This window comes from Streptomyces sp. WMMC940 (genome assembly GCF_027460265.1).
GTDB lineage: Bacteria > Actinomycetota > Actinomycetes > Streptomycetales > Streptomycetaceae > Streptomyces.
The window spans coordinates 4,493,825-4,513,296 of the sequence record NZ_JAPZBC010000001.1; the positions used below are offsets into that span (position 1 = coordinate 4,493,825).

13 protein-coding genes are annotated in these 19,472 nt (G+C 73.2%); 8 read left to right on the forward strand and 5 right to left on the reverse strand.

From position 1 onward, the window contains the following. The first annotated feature begins 298 nt into the window (after window positions 1–298). Both O7595_RS19805 and O7595_RS19810 read left to right on the forward strand, forming a co-directional pair. Complete coding sequence (locus O7595_RS19805; protein WP_269729991.1) at window positions 299–1,087, forward strand: ABC transporter ATP-binding protein; 789 nt, start codon at window positions 299–301, stop codon at window positions 1,085–1,087. Further along, entirely contained in the window at window positions 1,084–3,657 is a 2,574-nt protein-coding gene (locus O7595_RS19810; RefSeq protein ID WP_269729992.1) for an ABC transporter permease, read from the forward strand. Before O7595_RS19805 ends, O7595_RS19810 begins: the two co-directional genes overlap by 4 nt. Window positions 3,658–3,757: 100 nt before the next feature. Here O7595_RS19810 and O7595_RS19815 read toward each other — a convergent pair whose 3' ends face one another. Both O7595_RS19815 and O7595_RS19820 read right to left on the reverse strand, forming a co-directional pair. Then, a complete protein-coding gene (locus tag O7595_RS19815; protein ID WP_269729993.1) occupies window positions 3,758–4,270 on the reverse strand; it encodes a hypothetical protein in 513 nt (170 codons plus the stop codon). Then, window positions 4,263–4,787: a SigE family RNA polymerase sigma factor gene (locus tag O7595_RS19820; protein WP_269729994.1), complete on the reverse strand. Its 525-nt coding sequence runs from the start codon at window positions 4,785–4,787 to the stop codon at window positions 4,263–4,265. Before O7595_RS19820 ends, O7595_RS19815 begins: the two co-directional genes overlap by 8 nt. Window positions 4,788–4,996: 209 nt before the next feature. On the opposite strand from O7595_RS19820, the gene mfd reads away from it, so the two are divergent. The 3 genes from mfd (at window position 4,997) to O7595_RS19835 (ending at window position 11,764) form a co-directional block, all read left to right on the forward strand. After that, window positions 4,997–8,527, forward strand: coding sequence for a transcription-repair coupling factor (gene mfd, locus O7595_RS19825; RefSeq protein ID WP_269729995.1), 3,531 nt, complete (start codon window positions 4,997–4,999; stop codon window positions 8,525–8,527). Between the two features lie 410 nt (window positions 8,528–8,937). After that, complete coding sequence (locus tag O7595_RS19830) at window positions 8,938–10,629, forward strand: hypothetical protein (RefSeq protein WP_269729996.1); 1,692 nt, start codon at window positions 8,938–8,940, stop codon at window positions 10,627–10,629. A gap of 373 nt (window positions 10,630–11,002) precedes the next feature. Further along, window positions 11,003–11,764: an HNH endonuclease family protein gene (locus tag O7595_RS19835; RefSeq protein WP_269729997.1), complete on the forward strand. Its 762-nt coding sequence runs from the start codon at window positions 11,003–11,005 to the stop codon at window positions 11,762–11,764. A gap of 146 nt (window positions 11,765–11,910) precedes the next feature. On the opposite strand, the gene O7595_RS19840 is transcribed toward O7595_RS19835, so the two are convergent. Continuing rightward, the gene (locus O7595_RS19840) at window positions 11,911–12,675 is read right to left on the reverse strand and encodes a hypothetical protein (RefSeq protein ID WP_269729998.1); all 765 of its coding nucleotides are present in this window, start codon (window positions 12,673–12,675) and stop codon (window positions 11,911–11,913) included. 71 nt (window positions 12,676–12,746) lie between these two features. Further along, entirely contained in the window at window positions 12,747–13,556 is an 810-nt protein-coding gene (locus O7595_RS19845; protein ID WP_269729999.1) for a DUF4190 domain-containing protein, read from the reverse strand. Between the two features lie 244 nt (window positions 13,557–13,800). On the opposite strand from O7595_RS19845, the gene O7595_RS19850 reads away from it, so the two are divergent. From O7595_RS19850 to O7595_RS19860, 3 genes are all read left to right on the forward strand, one after another. Beyond that, a complete protein-coding gene (locus O7595_RS19850) occupies window positions 13,801–15,858 on the forward strand; it encodes an N-6 DNA methylase (protein WP_269730000.1) in 2,058 nt (685 codons plus the stop codon). Window positions 15,859–16,315: 457 nt separating this feature from the next. After that, window positions 16,316–16,966 carry a hypothetical protein gene (locus O7595_RS19855; RefSeq protein WP_269730001.1) on the forward strand — a complete coding sequence of 217 codons (651 nt, stop codon included), beginning with the start codon at window positions 16,316–16,318 and terminating at the stop codon, window positions 16,964–16,966. Continuing rightward, on the forward strand, window positions 16,963–18,501 hold the full coding sequence (locus tag O7595_RS19860) for a serine/threonine-protein kinase (protein ID WP_269730003.1): 1,539 nt from the start codon (window positions 16,963–16,965) through the stop codon (window positions 18,499–18,501). The genes O7595_RS19855 and O7595_RS19860 overlap by 4 nt, the downstream gene beginning before the upstream one ends. Window positions 18,502–18,574: 73 nt before the next feature. Here the strand turns inward: O7595_RS19860 and O7595_RS19865 are convergent, their stop codons facing one another. Next, window positions 18,575–19,471, reverse strand: a complete 897-nt coding sequence (locus O7595_RS19865) for a class I SAM-dependent methyltransferase (RefSeq protein ID WP_269730004.1) — start codon at window positions 19,469–19,471, stop codon at window positions 18,575–18,577. Window position 19,472: the final 1 nt, after the last annotated feature.

Below are 19,472 nucleotides of genomic sequence, written 5' to 3' on the forward strand. Positions count from 1 at the left end.
CACCCGGGGAGGGGTGCGCCTTCGAGGGCGGGTGCCGCTCCGGCGTCGCGGCCCCCTAGGGGGATCTCCTTACGCCCGGCCGGGGACCGCTCGTCCCGCTGGAGGACGAGCAGGCCACGGGGCCTTCCCTACCGTGGACTCACGTCGGCGGCACGGCCCCCCGAGCCGCCGTGGGGCGGGGAAGACCCCCGCCGGGAACTGCGCTGCGCAGCAGCGCGCCGGGGCCGTTCCTCCCCGCGGACTCGTACCGCACACGGCGCGCTCGTCCCTTGCCATTCACCGACATAGGAGACTTACCGTGACAACGGCTGTGACCACTCCCAGGCACGGGGGTACCGGAGGGCGTACGGCCGTCGCGGCTCGAGCGCGACAGGTCGTGAAGGCGTACGGATCCGGCGAGACGCGGGTCGTCGCGCTCGACCACGTCGACGTGGACATCACGCGGGGTCAGTTCACCGCCATCATGGGGCCGTCCGGCTCCGGCAAGTCCACGTTGATGCACTGCCTCGCCGGACTCGACACCGTCACCTCGGGGGAGATCCACCTCGACGAGACCGAGATCACCCGGCTGAAGGACAAGAAGCTCACCCGGCTCCGCCGCGACCGGGTCGGCTTCATCTTCCAGGCGTTCAACCTGCTGCCCACACTCAACGCCCTGGAGAACGTCACGCTCCCCATGGACATCGCGGGCCGCAGGCCGGACGCCGCCTGGCTGAACCGGGTCGTCGAGACGGTCGGGCTCGCCGACCGGCTGGGGCACCGTCCCAACCAGCTGTCGGGCGGCCAGCAGCAGCGCGTCGCCGTGGCCCGCGCCCTCGCCGCCCGGCCCGACATCATCTTCGGCGACGAGCCGACCGGAAACCTGGACTCCCGCGCCGGTGCCGAGATCCTGGGCTTCCTGCGCCGGTCCGTCGACGAACTCGGCCAGACCATCGTCATGGTCACACACGACCCCGTAGCCGCCTCCTATGCCGACCGCGTGCTGTACCTGGCCGACGGCCGGATCGTCGACGAGATGCTCGACCCCACCGCCGAGCAGGTCCTCGACCGCATGAAGGACTTCGACGCCCGGGGGCGGACCTCGTGACCGTGCTCAAGACCTCACTGCGCAACTTCCTCGCGCACAAGGGGCGCATGGCGCTGTCCGCCGTCGCCGTCCTGCTGTCCGTGGCGTTCGTGTCCGGCACGCTCGTGTTCACCGACACCATGAACACCACCTTCGACAAGCTCTTCGCGGTCACCTCCGCCGACGTCACCGTCAGCCCCCGGAGTGCCGAGGACGACGACGAGACCCCGCGGAGCGGCCGCCCCGAGACCCTGCCCGCCTCGCTCCTGCCGGCGGTGGAGAAGGCCGAGGGCGTGAAGTCCGCCGAGGGCGCCGTCGTCTCCATGAGCGTCACCGTCGTCGACGCCCGCAACAAGAACATGGGCTCCAGCAACGGCGCGCCCACGATCGCCGGCAACTGGACACGGGGCGAGCTGCGTTCGATGGAGATCACCGCCGGACACGCGCCGCGCGGCCCCACCGACGTCATGGTCGACGCCGACACCGCCGGGAAGCACGGCCTCGAGATCGGCGACGAGCTGCGGACCATCGCCGTCACCGGCGACTTCACCGCCACGATCTCCGGTATCGCCTCCTTCAAGGTCACCAACCCCGGCGCGGCCGTCGTCTACTTCGACACCGCCACCGCCCAGCGGGAACTCCTGGGCGGGACGGGCCGGTTCACCCACATCGCGGTCACCGCCGAACCAGGGGTGAGCCATGAGCGGCTGAAGAGGAACGTCGCCGCGGCCGCCGGCGGGACGTACCGGTTCCAGACGCAGGCCGAGGCGGCCGACGCGGGCCGCGAGGACGTCAGCGGCTTCCTCGACGTCATGAAGTACGCGATGCTCGGCTTCGCCGGGATCGCCGTCCTCGTCGGCGTCTTCCTCATCGTCAACACCTTCTCCATGCTGGTCGCCCAGCGCACCCGCGAGATCGGTCTGATGCGCGCCATCGGTTCGAGCCGGCGCCAGGTCAACCGCTCGGTCCTCGTCGAGGCGTTCCTCCTCGGCGTCATCGGCTCCCTCGCCGGCGTCGGCGCCGGTGTGGGGCTCGCCGTCGGCCTGATGGAGCTCATGTCGTCGATGGGCATGAACCTCTCCACCTCGGATCTGACCGTGAAGTGGACCACGCCCGTCATCGGCCTCGTGCTCGGGGTCGTCGTCACGGTCCTCGCCGCCTACGTCCCTGCCAGACGGGCCGGGAAGGTCTCCCCGATGGCCGCGCTGCGCGACGCGGGCACCCCGGCCGACGGCAGGGCGGGACTCGTCCGGGGCGGCATCGGGCTGGTGCTCACCGGCGCCGGCGGCGCGGCACTGTGGGCGGCGGCCAGGGCCGACGAGGCGGCCAAGGGCTCGATGTGGCTCGGCGTCGGCGTCGTCCTCAGCCTCATCGGCTTCATCGTCGTCGGCCCCCTGCTGGCGGGCGGTGTCGTGCGGGTCCTCGGCGCGGTCGTCCTGCGGGTCTTCGGGCCGGTGGGGAGGATGGCCGAGCGCAACGCCCTGCGCAATCCACGCCGGACCGGTGCCACCGGCGCCGCGCTGATGATCGGACTCGCGCTCGTCGCCTGTCTGTCCGTCGTCGGCTCGTCCATGGTCGCCTCGGCGACCGAGGAGCTCGACAGGTCCGTCGGCGCCGACTTCATCGTCCAGTCCACCAACGGCCCGATCGTGCCGCAGGCGCAGCAGGCCCTGGAGAGGGCGCCCGGTATCGCCCACGTCACCGAGTACAAGGGTGTCAAGGCGACCGTCACGGCCCCCGACGGGACGTCCACCGACGACGAGTGGCTGGTCGCCGCCGACCCGACGTACGCACAGGACCTGCGCCGCGAGACGGTCGCCGGTGAACTCGCGGCCGCCTACGGCGAGGACGCCATGTCCGTCGGCGAGACCTACGCCGAGAAGCACGGAGTGGAGGTCGGCGACACGATGACGGTGGCGTTCCGGGGCGGCGGGACCGCGAAGCTGAGGGTCGCGGCCGTCACCTCCGACGACACCAACGTCGACAAGGGCGCGATGTACATGGCCGTCAGCACCGCCGAGCGGTACTTCACGCCCGAGCGGATGCCGAAGAACATGATGATGTTCGCCGAGGCCGAGGAGGGCGGGGAGAAGGAGGCCTACCAGCACCTGAAGGACGCCCTGGCCCCCTACCCGCAGTACCGGGTGCTGGACCAGACCGACTTCAAACAGGACCTGAAGGACCAGGTCGGGCAGTTGCTGAACATCGTCTACGGGCTGCTCGCGCTCGCCATCATCGTGGCCGTCCTCGGGGTCGTGAACACCCTGGCCCTGTCGGTGGTCGAGCGGACCCGGGAGATCGGCCTGATGCGGGCCATCGGCCTCTCCCGCCGCCAGCTGCGCCGGATGATCCGTCTGGAGTCGGTCGTCATCGCCCTCTTCGGCGCCCTGCTCGGCCTCGGCCTGGGCATGGGCTGGGGCACGGCGGCGCAGAAGCTGCTCGCCCTGGAGGGCCTCGGCGTCCTGGACATCCCCTGGCCGACGATCCTGTACGTCTTCGCCGGGTCGGCCTTCGTGGGACTGGTGGCCGCGCTCGTGCCGGCGTTCCGAGCCGGCCGGATGAACGTCCTCAACGCCATCGCCACCGATTGAGGGCTGTCCGTAGGATGAGGGCTCCGGCCCGGTGAGCGTCCTCCACGCTCACCGGGCCGGGGTCGTCGCCGCCTCGCACGCGGTCACCGACGGGGGCCCGTCAGCGGCCGCCGGGGGACGGGCTGCCGGAGACCGTGGGCTCCCGCGCGCTGCCCGGGGTCGCGGACCCGCCCGCGCCGGGCGCCGGGCTTCCCGTGGACGTGGGGGGTGCGCTCGGCGTGGGACCGCCGGCCGGGCCGGGCGGCGGTACGGAGGGCGAGGCGGAGCCGGGCGGTACCGCCGGGATCCCGGGCGGCGGCGACGCGGGGGGCGTGGACGCGCTGGGGGAGGGCGTGGCCGGCGTCGCGGAGGTGCCGTTGCCCGAGTCCACGGGCTTCGGTGGCGCGGCCGGCGCCGTGGACCGCGGGGTCAGCTGCAGCGCGGCCACGGTCGCGCCGCCCGCGAGGAGGCACACCGCGCAGGCCGCTGCGACCGCCGTGCGGCGCGCCCGGTGACGGGCGCCCAGCGCCGCCACGCGGCCGGGCGGCGCGGGCGCGGCCAGTGCCCCGCCCGTCGCGGCGGCCCGCTTGAGCGCCTCCGCCAGCGGGGCTTCCTGCTCGTCGAAGTCAGACACCGTGCTCCTCCGCCATGGTCGCGCCGACCCTGTCGGCCGCGTCGTCGAGATGGGGTGCGAGTGCGGCCCTCGCGCGGGACAGATGCGACTTCACGGTCCCGGAGGCCATTCCGGTCTCCGCCGCCACCTGGTCCACGGACAGATCGCACACGTAGTGCAGGACGGACACCCGCCGCTGCCGCTCGGACAGCCGCCGCAGCGCCGCGACCAGCGCGACCGTGCCGGGGTCCGGCTCCGGCACGGCCGGTGCCCGGCCCTCCTGGTGGTGCCGCCGCCAGGCCGCCGCGGCCCGTACCCCGCGCCGCCAGCGGCTGATCGCGAGGCGTCGGGCGACCGTCCGTATCCAGGCCTCCGGACCGGCGTCCGCCCGCAGGGCCGACCGTCGTCCCCAGGCGCGGACGAACGCCTCCTGGACGACGTCCTGGGCCTCGTGGAGATCGCCGGTCATCAGGTACACCTGGCCGACCAGCTGTTTCACGGAGCGTGCGTAGAACTCCTCGAACTCGTCGTCGGTCACATGCGGCTCCGTGGTGCTGGTCGGGTGGTGAGATCTCACGCGGTATACGCACCGGGGGCGGGCCCCGGTTTACCCGCCCCGCGGGATTTCCGGCGGGCGTACCCTGGAGATCCCCGGCCCGGCCCTGGTCCTCGACACAGGGAACCCCAGACGTGTCGGGCTGTTCGCGTTGCCCACCCTCCTACGGAACCCCGGACGGATAACCCTTCATGAGCCTGCACGGTCTGCTCGACGCCGTCGTCAAGGACCCCGCCCTCGTCGAAGCGGTGAAGGCCGCGGGCGACGGTCACCGGCCCCACGTAGACCTGGTCGGGCCGCCGGCCGCCCGGCCCTTCGCCGTGGCCGCCCTGGCCCGCGAGGCATCCCGGCCCGTGCTGGCCGTGACCGCGACCGGCCGCGAGGCCGAGGACCTGGCCGCTGCGCTGCGGTCGCTTCTCGACCCGGACACGGTCGTGGACTACCCCTCGTGGGAGACCCTGCCGCACGAGCGGCTCTCGCCCCGCTCCGACACCGTCGGCCGCCGGCTCGCGGTACTGCGCCGGCTCGCGCACCCCAGCACGGACGACCCGGCCACCGGGCGGGTCAGCGTCGTCGTCGCCCCCGTGCGGTCGGTGCTGCAGCCCCAGGTCAAGGGCCTCGGGGACCTCGAGCCGGTGGCCCTGCGCACCGGGCGGACCGCCGACCTGGAGGACGTCGTCGCGGGGCTCTCGGCCGCGGCGTACTCGCGGGTGGAGCTGGTGGAGAAGCGCGGCGAGTTCGCCGTGCGCGGCGGCATCCTCGACGTCTTCCCGCCGACCGAGGAGCATCCGCTCCGGATCGAGTTCTGGGGCGACGACGTCGAGGAGATCCGTTACTTCAAGGTCGCCGACCAGCGTTCGCTGGAGGTCGCCGAGCACGGACTGTGGGCGCCGCCGTGCCGTGAGCTGCTGCTCACCGACGAGGTGCGGCGGCGTGCCGCGGCTCTCGCCGAGGCCCATCCGGAGCTCGGCGAACTGCTGGGGAAGATCGCCGAGGGTATCGCCGTCGAGGGCATGGAGTCCCTCGCCCCCGTCCTCGTCGACGACATGGAGCTGCTGCTCGACGTGATGCCGCAGGGTTCGATGGCCGTGGTGTGCGACCCCGAGCGGGTCCGTACCCGGGCCGCCGACCTGGTGGCCACGTCGCAGGAGTTCCTTCAGGCGTCATGGGCCGCCTCGGCAGGCGGCGGCAAGGCGCCGATCGACGTCGGAGCGGCCTCCCTGTGGGGTATCGCGGACGTACGGGACCGGGCGCGCGAGCTCGGCATGATGTGGTGGTCCGTGTCGCCGTTCGCCGTGGACGAGGAGCTGACGGACGACACCCTGACGCTCGGGATGCACGCCCCGGAGACCTACCGGGGCGACACCGCCCGCGCGCTCGCGGACACCAAGGGCTGGCTCGCCGACGGCTGGCGCACGGTCTTCGTGACCGAGGGCCACGGGACGGCGTCCCGCACCGTCGAGGTGCTGGGCGGCGAGGGGATCGCCGCCAGGCTGGAGGCGGACCTCGGGGAGATCGGCCCCTCCGTCGTCCACGTCGCCTGCGGCTCGATCGACCACGGCTTCGTCGACCCGGGCCTGAGGCTCGCGGTGCTGACGGAGACCGATCTGTCCGGGCAGAAGGCCGCGGGCAAGGACGGCGCGCGGATGCCTACCCGCCGCCGCAAGCAGATCGACCCGCTCACGCTGGAGGCCGGCGACTACATCGTCCACGAGCAGCACGGCGTCGGCCGCTATCTGGAGATGGTGCAGCGCACCGTGCAGGGCGCCACGCGCGAGTACCTGCTCGTGGAGTACGCCCCCGCCAAGCGCGGGCAGCCCGGGGACCGCCTCTACATCCCCACCGACCAGCTGGAGCAGGTCACCAAGTACGTCGGCGGTGAGGCGCCCACGCTGCACCGACTCGGCGGGGCGGACTGGACGAAGACGAAGGCGCGTGCGAAGAAGGCGGTCAAGGAGATCGCCGCCGACCTGATCAAGCTCTACAGCGCCCGGATGGCGGCGCCCGGGCACACCTTCGGTCCGGACACGCCCTGGCAGCGGGAGCTGGAGGACGCCTTCCCGTACGCGGAGACGCCCGACCAGCTGACCACCATCGCCGAGGTCAAGGAGGACATGGAGAAGTCGGTTCCGATGGACCGGCTGATCTGCGGCGACGTCGGCTACGGCAAGACGGAGATCGCGGTCCGGGCCGCCTTCAAGGCCGTCCAGGACGGCAAGCAGGTGGCGGTGCTCGTCCCTACGACGCTGCTGGTGCAGCAGCACTTCGGGACCTTCTCGGAGCGCTACTCCCAGTTCCCCGTCGTCACCCGGGCCCTCTCGCGCTTCCAGTCCGACACCGAGGCGAAGGCGACCCTGGAGGGTCTGCGGGACGGCTCGGTCGACATCGTCATCGGCACGCACCGGCTGTTCTCGTCCGAGACCAGGTTCAAGGACCTGGGCCTGGTCGTCGTGGACGAGGAGCAGCGGTTCGGCGTCGAGCACAAGGAGCAGCTGAAGAAGCTCCGCGCGAACGTCGACGTCCTGACGATGTCCGCGACACCCATCCCCCGGACCCTGGAGATGGCGGTCACCGGCATCCGCGAGATGTCGACGATCACCACCCCGCCGGAGGAGCGCCACCCGGTGCTGACGTTCGTCGGCCCCTACGAGGAGAGGCAGATCGGCGCGGCCGTCCGCCGCGAACTGCTCCGCGAGGGCCAGGTTTTCTACATCCACAACCGGGTCGAGTCGATCGACCGGGCGGCGGCGCGGCTGCGGGAGATCGTCCCGGAGGCGCGGATCGCGACCGCCCACGGCCAGATGGGCGAGAGCGCGCTGGAGCAGGTCGTCGTCGACTTCTGGGAGAAGAAGTTCGACGTGCTCGTCTCGACGACGATCGTCGAGTCCGGCATCGACATCTCCAACGCCAACACGCTCATCGTCGAGCGCGGCGACAACTTCGGCCTCTCCCAGCTGCACCAGTTGCGCGGCCGGGTCGGCCGGGGCAGGGAACGCGGCTACGCGTACTTCCTCTACCCGCCGGAGAAGCCGCTCACCGAGACCGCGCACGAGCGGCTGGCGACGATCGCCCAGCACACCGAGATGGGCGCGGGCATGTACGTCGCGATGAAGGACCTGGAGATCCGCGGCGCGGGCAACCTCCTCGGCGGCGAGCAGTCGGGCCACATCGCCGGCGTCGGCTTCGACCTGTACGTCCGCATGGTGGGCGAGGCGGTCGCCGACTACCGGGCCTCCCTGGAGGGCGGCGCGGAGGAGGAGCCGCCGCTGGAGGTCAAGATCGAGCTCCCGGTCGACGCGCACGTCCCGCACGACTACGCGCCGGGCGAGCGGCTGCGCCTCCAGGCGTACCGGGCCATCGCCGCCGCGAACTCGGAGGAGGACGTCAGGGCGGTGCGCGAGGAGCTCGTCGACCGCTACGGCAAGCTGCCGGAGCCGGTGGAGAACCTGCTGCTGGTCGCCGGGCTGCGGATGCTCGCCCGGGCCTGCGGGGTCGGCGAGATCGTGCTCCAGGGCCCGAACATCCGCTTCGCGCCGGTGGAACTGCGCGAGTCGCAGGAGCTGCGGCTGAAGCGGCTGTACCCGCGCACGGTGATCAAGCCCGCGGTCCAGCAGGTCCTGGTGCCCCGGCCGACGACGGGCAAGATCGGCGGCAAGCCGGTGGTGGGGCGTGAACTGCTGGCGTGGACGGGCGAGTTCCTGACGTCGATCCTCGGCTCCTAGTGCCGCGTCAGGCGACGTCCACCCCGTCGCGACGCCCGGCACGGCCACTCGCGGCGTTGCCGAATCGACCGAGTAGGCCCACTGCGAGGTCGATCCGGCGCCTTGCGACCCTTTGTCTCGGCCGGGTCCGGGGGGACCTCCATGCGCCGGACACCGCTCCTCGACGGGCAAACCTCGCCACGAGGCCGGCGATCCCGGTGGCTTGCTCGCGCGGCCCGTAGCGGCTCGCGGCGGCGCCTGCCGCCTGGGGCCCGTGGCCGCGGTGCGCGGGCGTCGTCGTCCGTTCGGGGCACGGCTCGCCCGGACGGATCAGGCCGGGGCGACGACGGGAACGGGACGTGTTCGGCTTGGCTCGCGAGGGCTGTGTCCCCGGTGGCCGGCCGTACCGCCCCAGCAGTGAGGAGCCTTTGATGTCTCGTCAGCACGTTCCGGCCGTCGTAGGTCTCGTGGCGGGCGCGCTGGTCACGGTCCCCGTCACTGCCGCCGGAGCCGCCCCGTCGCCTCCGCCGCCGCAGCAGCGGCCTCCGGCGTCCGTGCCCGCGGCCCCCCTGGTGCCGAGGGCTCCCGCTGTCCCCGCTCCCCCCGGCGTGGGGGCTGTCGCACCGTCGGCTCCGGCCGTTCCCGGCCCCGGTGCCGCCCCGCCGGTTCCCACCGCCCCTCCGCCGCCGGCGCCGCCGGCGGCCGCCCCCTCCCCGGTCGCGTCCGGAGGTGCCGTCGCCGGGCCCAAGCCGCCGGGACCCGCGAAGCCCCCCGGCCCCGCGAAGCCCGCCGTACCCGCCAAGCCCACCGCGCCGCCGAAACCGCCCGCGGCCCCCGGCGTCATCGACGTACCGTGCTCGGTCCCGCATCTCCTCACCGCGATCCGCGCGGCCAACGGCACGGCCGCCCCGGAGACCCTGCGGCTGGCGCCGGGCTGCACGTACCGTCTGGCGGCCGGGGCCAACCCCTTCCACCCGGTCAACGGCCTGCCGGTGATCACCGGCACGATGACCGTCGACGGCCAGGGCTCGACGATCACCCGCGTCGCGACGGCTCCGAGGTTCCGCATCCTGCTCGTCGGCAGAACGGCGCGGCTGACGATGCTCGACACCACGATCAGCGGGGGCAGCGCGACCGACTGCCCGGCCTACCCGGACGTCCCCGGCATGGCCTGCGGCGGAGGGATCGCCAACCTCGGCCGGTTGTTCCTGACCCGCAGCCGGGTGACCGGCAACCGGGCCGAGTCGGAGCTGTACGCCCAGGGCGCCGGCATCGACAACCCGGGCAACGCCACGATCCGCAGCTCGGTCGTCAGCGGCAACACCGTCGCCTACTCCGGATCCGAGCGCGGCGGCGCGGCGGCGGGCGGCGGTATCGCCAACGACGGGCCGCTGACGGTCGAGGGCGCCCAGGTGATCAACAACCGGGCACGGGTCAGGGAGGACACCCGGAGCTTCGCGTTCGGCTCCGGCATCGCCGGCATGGCGCAGAGCACCGTCAAGAACTCCGTGATCAGGAACAACCGCGCGTCCGCGCCGGGCGGGTTCGCCCGTGCCGCGGTCACCAACAGCGCACCGGCGTCGGGCCGGATGACCGTCACCGGCAGCTTCGTCCGGGGCAACGTCGCCGACGCCCCCGACGGCACGGCCCAGGGCGGCGGCATCACCAACTCCGCGCGCATGACCGTCGACAACACCCACGTCAGCGGCAACACGGTGACGGCCCGGGGCGGCACGGCACGCGGCGGCGGCATCCGGCTCGGGCCGGGGAGCGAACTGAAGCTGCTGCGCAGCTCCGTCGTCGGCAATGTCGTCGAGGCCTCCGAGGGGGTGGCGCAGGGCGGCGGCCTGGACAACCCGGACGGCGGCACGCTGGAGACCACCCGGTCGAGGATCATCGACAACTCGGTCACCGCGCAGGACGGAACGGCGCTGGGCGGCGGGCTCTACCACGCGGTCGGCACGTCCACGCTGGACCGGACCGTCATCAACGGCACCCGCGCCATCGACGGCGGCGGCATCTTCCGGCGGTCCGGGACCGTGAGGCTCCTCGGTTCCCAGGTCATGTTCAACACCCCGAACAACTGCAGGCCGACCGACTCCGTGCGCGGCTGCGTCGGCTGACGCTCCGCGCACCACGAAGGTCCGCAGCGCCCCGGTCCTCCGGGCCGCGGCGGACGGGTCGGCCCCCTCTTCATCACCCGGTCATCGACCTGCTGTCGCGCGAGACGACACCGGGCATCGGCGAGGTCCGAGGCCCGGTCCGGCCCCGCGGGGAGGGCGCTCCCCGGGATCCGGTCCTCGCGCGGGCCGTCGCGCCCCAAGGGCTGTCCCGCCGTCACCGGTGGATCAGCGCGCGGCGTCAGATGCGGTGCGTCGCAAGGCGGGTGGTATCCCTCATACCGGGTGGATTCGGGCGATCCGACAACGCGGCGAGGTGCCGCAGCTGTCGTCGTGCGCCCGTTGGGGACCAAGGGACAGCCCATAGGATCCCTGCGTGCCCGACTCCCTGCGCAAGCGCTCGGCGCTCTTCGCCGTCGTCCTGTCCGCCGCCGTCCTCGCGGGCTGCGGACCCGGTTCCGGCACGCCCGATGGAGGGGGCTCCGCCCCCGGTCCGTCGGCGGGCCGCGCGGCCGGCCCGCTCGGCAACCCGGACGGCACGAAGCCAGGGCTCGCGCCGGTGACGACGGACGCGGACAAGGCCGCGGCTCGCGGCCTCATCGGGGAGCTGACCACGAAGGGGCGTGGGCCGAGGACGGGCTACGACCGAGATGAGTTCGGCTACGCGTGGATGGACACGGCGGACGGAGTACCGCTGGCGAGGAACGGTTGTGACACGCGGAACGACTTGCTGAAGCTCCATGGGCGGCATGTCCGGTTCCGAGCGGGTTCCGACTGCGTGGTCGTTTCGATGGACCTGTACGACCCGTACACCGGCAAAGACATCGCCTGGAAGAAGGCGAGGGCGGCCGAGGTGCAGATAGACCACGTGGTGCCCCTGTCGTACAGCTGGCAGATGGGCTCGTCCCGCTGGCCGGAGAGCAAGCGTGAGCGGTTCGCCAACGACGTGCTCAATCTCCTGCCCGTCGAGGGCCGTGCCAACTCGGCCAAGGGCGATTCCGGACCGGCGTCGTGGCTGCCGCCCAGCAAACAGATCAGGTGCGCGTACGCGGTCCGCTTCGCCCAGGTGGCGCTCAAGTACGAACTGCCGGTGACGTCTGCGGACAAGCGGATGATGCTGCGTCAGTGCGAGGGCTGAGTACCGGCGTCGGCCCCGTGGCCGCGCGGACGGAGAGCGAAGGACTGTCGGCCTCGCCTCGCCGCCCGCATACGGAGAGGCCGGGAAGGCCGCCCCCTCCTGCGGCCCTCCCGGCTGTCCCCCCCCCCGCTCCTCGCGGACCCGTGTCAGTCGAGGTCCACGATGTCCTTCTCGGCCTGCTCCTTCACGGGCACCGGCCGGTCGAACTCCGAGAAGGTCATGTCGATCGGCTCCGCGCCCCCGGTCACCTGGAAGCGGAGCAGGTACGGCGTGCCCTTCGCGGCCACGTGGGCGGTGGCCTTCTCGCCCCGGTAGGACTCCCTGAGGACCACCGTCGGCGTGCCGTCGACCGTCGAGCCGCCGGCCCGCTTCGCCTCGGTGTCGTCGGCCTCGAACCCTTCGAGGTAGCTGTCGAGGTCGCAGAACTGCGCGAGGTCCTTGGCGTCCTGGGCGTCGGCCTTCTCCCGGACCCACTTGCCCAGGAGCGTGTCCAGGGCGGCCCGGGTCTCCGCCTCGGAGCCGCCCTTGGTCTGCGAGCGCAGCATCCTCTCGTCGAAGCGCAGGTAGACCGTGTCGCCGGTCCTGACGAGCTCCGTGGTGCCCTCCGCGCCCATCTGGACGGTTCCCGCGCAGTTCCCCTTGGTGTCCACCGCGAGGTCCCCCCGGACCGGGCCGTCCGCCGTCGTCATGGTGACCTTGAGTCTGAGCGAGGTCGCCTTCTTCGTCGTGGTGATGGCCTTGTTGAGGATCTCGGGGCCCGAGAGGCCGGGGTACGGGCCGGACTCCGCGCTCGGCTTGCCGTCGCCGGCCGTCCCGTCGAGGGGGCCGCACGCCGACAGGGCGAGGGCGGAAGCGGCGCACAGCGAGGCGAGGGCGAGGTGCTTGACGCGGGAGGGCGGGACGGCGGGCATGACGGCTTCTCCGTTTGGGGGCTGGGGGTGGGGCGGGTCGTGCTGGGTGGGCGTGACGGCTGGGGCGAGGTTCAGAGCTTCAGGTCCCAGACGCCGGCGTCGTACGCGAAGCCGGGGCTGACCTCGACGGTCAGGTTCTCGGCGTCGGCGGGGGCGTCGAAGGCCCAGACGGCGGTGACCTTCTTGCCGGGCAGGATCGTGCCGGTGAACGGCTCGCCGACCTTGCCGTCGTAGATCGACTCGGCCTTCACGCCGTCCTTGCCGGCGCGGGCCTCGGCGGTCACGAGCGCGGCCTCGAACTTCTCCTTGCCGGAGTTCTCGATGGTGACGGTCACCTTGTACGCCTTGTTGCCCTTGGTGTGGCCGATGGCGTACTCGCCCGGTGTCCAGGACGCGGGCTCGGAGACGGTGACGGTCAGATCGTCGTCGTAGACGGCGGAGTCGCCGGCGGCGAGGGCCTTGCCGCTCGCGTCCTCGCCGTCCTTCGCCTTCTCCAGCGGCTCGTCGCTCCCGGAGGGCTTCCTGGAGGCGGACGACCCGGACGTGACCTTGTTGATCTCGTCGACCGCCTCGTCCACGGCCTTGAACGTGATGACCGCGCCGACCACCGACAGGACCAGGGACACCAGGCCGAGCACGATGCCGGCCACGGCGACTCCCTTGTTGGTGGCTTCGCCGCGCTTCACCCGGCCCTTCGCCGAGAGGCCGAGGATCAGCCCGATCAGGCCGAGGATGCCGGCGAGCCAGAAGAGGAGCGGGATCAGCCCGGACAGGGCTCCGATGATCCCCAGGATCAGCGCGGCGGTCCCGAGACCGTTGCGGGCCGGCCCGGCCGGCATGGGCGCCTGCGGGAACTGGGGTTGCTGCGTGTACTGGGACATGGGTGTCCTCCAGGGAACGTGTCATCGGCGCCTGTTGTAGCGGCCAACGGGGCGCTGCGTGGTCCGGCCCGTTCGACGGTCCGGCGGTGCGACGGGTCAATAAGAGCAGAGCCTGTGAACCGAGTCAACATTGTTCACGGCGTTTGGATTCACGCACACTGTGAAGCGTTCCGTCGCGCAGTCATCGCTATGCTCGGTGTCACATCAGCGCCGGCGAGTCGCCGACGGAGAACAGGAGCAGCCCGTGCCGGAGAACGCAGCAGAGGTGACGGCTGCCGGAATCGCCCGGCTGGCGGGCGTCGGGCGAGCCGCGGTCAGCAACTGGCGGCGCCGGCACGCCGACTTCCCCAAGCCCATCGGCGGCACCGAGACCAGCCCCTCCTTCGCACTGCAGGAGGTCGAGCAGTGGCTGCGGGTCCAGGGGAAGCTCGCGGAGGTGCCGCTGCGGGAAAGGGTCTGGCAGCAGCTCTCCGGCCATCCGGCGGGGGCCGTCAACGCCTTGGGGCACGCCGGCCGCGTGCTGCTGCTCGTACGTGACCGGCCCACGGCCTGGCTGGAGTTGGCGGTCGTGTCGGACAAGCGGCTGATCGCCAGGCTCCCCGCCGCGCTGGACGGCGTGCTCAAGGCCCGCTTCGGCGAAAGGCGTGCCGCCGTGCCGACCCCGGGCCCCGCCGAACTGGAGCCTTCCGTGCCCCTCCTGCGGGGCGCTGCCGAGCTCGCCGCCGAGATCGGTGCCCGCCAGGCCTTCGAGTTCCTGCTCGGCCGGCACCTGGACGCCAACCCCCGCCAGTTCACGCTCACCCCTGCCGGACCGGCCGAGCTGATGGCCGCCCTCGCCGGGGCGGACACCCCGGGAAGGACGGTTCTCGACCCCGCGTCCGGCACGGGCGAACTCCTGCGTGCCGTAAGGCAGCCCGCCGCCCTGTACGCCCAGGACGCCGACCCCGAACTGGCGTCGCTCACGGCGCTCCGTCTCGCCCTGCACGGCGACGCCGACATCCGGGCGGCCGCCGGTGACAGCCTCCGAGCCGACGCGTTCCCCGGAGTCACCGCCGACGCCGTGCTCTGCCACCCGCCGTTCAACGAGCGGAACTGGGGCCACGACGAACTCGCCTACGACCCCCGCTGGGAGTACGGCTTCCCGGCCCGCACCGAGTCCGAACTGGCCTGGGTGCAGCACGCGCTCGCCCGGTTGCGCCCGGGCGCCACTGCGGTGCTGCTGATGCCGCCGGCCGTCGCGTCCCGCAAGTCCGGCCGCCGGGTCCGCGCGGACCTGCTGCGGCGCGGGGCGCTGCGCGCCGTCGTCTCCCTCCCCGCGGGGGCTGCGCCGCCGTACGGCATTCCGCTCCACCTCTGGGTGCTGCGCCGTCCGGTCGCCGGCGACCGCCCCGGGCAGGAACTGCTCCTGGTCGACACCGCCGAGCTCGCGGAGCCGGGCGGCGGGCGCGACAAACTCGACTGGCCGGCCGTGCACCGTGCGGTCGTCGGCGCCTGGTTGCCCTTCGATCGCGACGGCAGCGTGGAGGAGCGGCCCGGCAGGAGCCGCTCCGTGCCGGTCATCGAACTCCTCGACGACGACGTGGACCTGGCCCCGGCCCGCCATCTGCCGCCGCCCGCGACCGGAGGGGGCGCGGCCGAACTCATCGACGTGCGCGATCGGCTGGCCGAGACGCTGAGGCTCACCCGCGACCTCACGCCGGAGGCGGCCTCGCCGACGGCGGAGGGGTCGGCCGTCCGCCCCGGCACCACCGTCGGCGAACTGGTCCGTGCGGGAGCCCTCGAGCTGCGGTCCGGCGGTACGGGCACCGGTCCGGTGCCCGTCCTCACCGAACAGGACGTCCTCGACGGCACCGCACCCTCGGGGGCGCTCCCCGACGGTCCGGCACCCGGCGAGGAGCCCGTCGAGCCGGTCCTGGTCCGGGCCGGGGACGTCGTCGTGCCCGTACTCGGGGTCGGCCCGTCGGCCCGCGTCGTCGACGAGGCGACGGCCGGAGCCGCGCTCGGCCGGAACCTGCAGCTGCTGCGGCCCGATCCGGCTGCGCTGGACCCCTGGTTCCTCGCCGGCTTCCTGCGCGGCACCGCGAACAACCGTCAGGCGAGCAGCTACGCCTCCACCGCCACCCGGCTCGACGTGCGCCGTCTCCAGCTGCCCCGCCTGCCGCTCGCCGAACAGCGGCGCTACGGGGACCGCTTCCGGGCGCTCGCCGAGTTCGAGTCCGCGCTGCGCCTCGCGGGCCGGCTGGGCGGGCAGCTGGTGCAGGGGCTGTACGACGGGCTGGCGGACGGCACGGTCGAGGCCTGAGCCGGGAGCGGCGGTGACGCCCGTCCCGGGTGGTCCCCGGCGCCGGTGTTGGCGTGGTGGTGTGGCACGTCCTGGGTGGTCCCCGGCACCGGTGTGGGCGTGGTGGTGACGCACGACCCGCGTGGTACGGCGACGTGCGACCCGCGCGGTCGGCGTCGCGGCGTCGCGGCGTCCCGCGGCGGTGCGGCACGGCGTCCCGCGGCGGTGCGGTGACGACGGCGGTGCGGCACGGCGTCCCGCGGCCGGCCGGCCGCCCCGAGCCCGGGGGCCGGCGACCGGCCGTCCTGGCACGGGCGGGGCCGGCGGCCGGATCCGGGACCGGTCGCGGCGTGATCGGTTCAACAACGGTTCGGTACAACCCACGGCCGGATGTCGCTGTCGATGTATACGCTCGGACCTCGTCCGACGAGCAGTCCGTGAACTCACGCCAGTGAACGCACCAGTCCCAGGAGCAGCCATGCAGGGCCACGGCCACGGCTACCCGCCTCCACCCGCCGGCCGTCCCTCCGACGGCACGCTGATCACCCTGCGCGTGGTCTTCATCGCGGCGGCCGTGCTGAGCTGCAGCCTGCTCGCCTGGGTGCCGATGCTGCGGCTCGCGATCGTCACCCGCAAGCCGGTCGACTGGGTCCTCTTCTGCGCCACCGTCGCGGCCAACGTGGGAATGATGGTCTTCGCCGGTGTCTCCACCCCGGAGAACGGGGAGATGACCGACGCCGTGGGCTTCACCATCCTCGGCTGGGTCACCCTCGTGATGGTCGGGTCCATCACGTACTACGTGCTGGCGGAGACCCGGCACTACGAGCGGCTCAAGTCCGGCGCGGGCCCGGCCGCGGGGTACGGACTGCCGCCGCACCCGCCGGCGTACGGCTATCCGCAGGGCACCGGGGCGGCGGCGCCGAACCCGTACGCCCGGCCCGTGCAGCACCCTCCCGTGCCGCGGCAGTCGCCCTCGCCGGCGCCTTCGCAGTCCGGGCCGCAGCCGCCGGCCTCCGGCCCGGCCGCGGGCCACGAGCCGAACCGCCGTATCGACCAGGTCCGCGCCGAACTCGACGAACTCAGCGACCTCCTTCGCCGGGAGCCCCGTTCCGACGGCGGTGACCGGTGAACGGTCGCGTCATCGCCGGACGCTACGAACTCTCCACCGTCATAGGCCAGGGCGGCATGGGCCAGGTCTGGACGGGCTACGACCAGCGGCTCGACCGGCGTGTGGCCGTGAAACTGCTCCGCCCCGACCACATGGCGCCCGCGACGGCCGCCGACGAGATGCGGCGCCGCTTCGTCCGCGAGTGCCGCGTCACGGCCCAGGTGACCCACCCGGGTCTGGTCACCGTGCACGACGCCGGCAGCGACGGCGACGACCTGTACCTCGTCATGCAGTACGTGGAGGGGGCGGACCTCGCCGACCACCTCGCCGAGCACGACCCGTACCCCTGGGAGTGGGCCGTCTCCGTCGCCGCCCAACTGTGCTCCGTCCTCGGTGCCGTGCACGCCGTCCCGATCGTCCACCGTGACCTCAAACCGCGGAACGTGATGGTGAAGCCGGACGGTACGGTCACCGTCCTCGACCTCGGTGTGGCGTCCGTCATCGACACGGACACCACCCGCCTCACCCACACCGGATCGCCGATCGGCAGCCCGGCGTACATGGCGCCCGAGCAGGCCATGGGCGGTGCCGTCGGCCCGTACACGGACCTGTACGCCCTCGGCGTGCTGCTCCACGAACTGCTCAGCGGCAATGTGCCGTTCGCGGGTTCCACCGCGCTGGGCGTGCTCCACCGCCATCTCTACGAGCCCCCGCTGCCGGTGCGGCAGCTGCGGCCCGAGGTCCCCGAGCAGCTGGAGGCGCTGGTCCTGCGGCTGCTCGCCAAGGACCCTCAGCACCGGCCCTCCGGTGCCCAGGAGGTGTACGAGGCCCTGACGCCGCTGCTGCCCACGGGGCCCGGCGCGCCCGCCGGGCCGCTCGATCCGACCCGCCCCTTCCTGCGCCCGCACGCGCCGTGGCCGGACCGGGCGACGGCGACGTCGCCACCCGATCCGCGGGTGGTCGCCGCGGCGGCTCCGGTGGCCGACCGCCCCGACGTCGCCGCCGCCGTCGACGAGGTCAAGCGCCTCCTCGGCGAGGGCAGCATCACGCGGGCCGTGGACATCCTCGGCGGCATCCTCCCGGCGGCCGCCGCGGAGCACGGCGAGCGGTCCCCGGTCGTCCGCATCCTGCGCAAGCAGTACGCGACGACGCTGATGGACGACGGCCAGTACCGCCGGGCCCTGCCCGAGCTGCGGCGACTCGCGGACGACCGGGCCGCGGAGGCGGGGCCGGGCGACCCGCAGACGCTCCAGTTCCGCTACGACGCGGCGCAGTGCCTGGAACAGCTGGGGGAGACGGCCGCGGCGCTCGCCGAGTACCGGGCGGTGCTTCCCCACTACGAGAGCCGGCACAGGACCGGGGGAGACCCCTCGCGGGCCTTCGACATCCGGCACCGGATGGGGCATCTGCTCCTGGCGATGGGCGACCACACCGCGGGGCATCAGCAGCTGCAGAACCTGCTGTTCGACACGGAACGCGTGTACGGCCCCGGCCACCCGCTCGCCGTGGAGCTGCGCCGGTCGCTGGACCGCCAGCGCCAGTTCCGCACCGGTTGAGGGGCCGCTTCCGATCCGGCGGGGTTGCCGGAGCGAGGCCGCCGGGGGAGCGGGCGGCCGCGATCCGGCGGGGTCACCCGGCCCGGAGGAAGGCCGTTCCCGCGACCACACCCAGCAGCCTCAGGCGGGAGCCGTCGGCGAGCCGCTCGGCGAGGGCCCCGGCGACTCCGGGGCGGGTGTCGTCGCCGTGTCCGTCGAGGACGACGACCGCGCCCTCGGCGGCGAGTTCCTCCGTGAGGTCCAGATCCGCGAGCACGCCCTCCACGGACGGGTCACCGGCCAGGACGACCACGCCGTAGCGCCGGTCGGACACCTCGGCGCGCACTCCGGAGTCGGCGGACGCCCCCCGCAGGAGCCGGGCCTGGGCTCCCGAACGGCTCCCGCACAGCGCCAGGTTGGCCCGGACTACGTCCTCCCTGACCGGGGCGGGCGCGGTAGCGGTCGGCACGAGGGCGCCGGCAAGCGGGTCGACGACCGTCAGCCGCGGTTCGACGCCCGCGCGGTGCAGCATGCGCAGCAGGGCGGCCGCGAACAGTCCGTGCTGGGTGCCGATCTCCAGGACCTCCTCGTTCGGCGGGGCCAGCAGTGGCACGGTCGCCAGCTTCCCGCAGATGTCCGAGGTCGAGCCCGCCAGCCGACCGACGCCCAGCGCCTCCAGTGCCACCACCGTGCGGTACGCCACCGTCAGATCGCGGCGCGCGTGCTCACCGGAGGCGCCCGTCACCGTGGTCACCTCCCGCACCAGTGTGTCCAGTTGGGTCGCGGTGGGCATCCGGTGGCCGTCCCGTCCGGAGTGGTCGAGCAGCAGCCCGAGCCCGTAGCTCTGCCGCCGCAGGTCGGCCACTTCGTGGTGCAGGGCGTCGAGATCGGCCTGGAGTGAGGTGGTGGCACGCTCGAGGCGCTGCTCCACCAGTGAGAACGCCGGACGCAGCATCCGCTTCGCCAGCCGGTTGCTCAGGAGGGAAGGCATG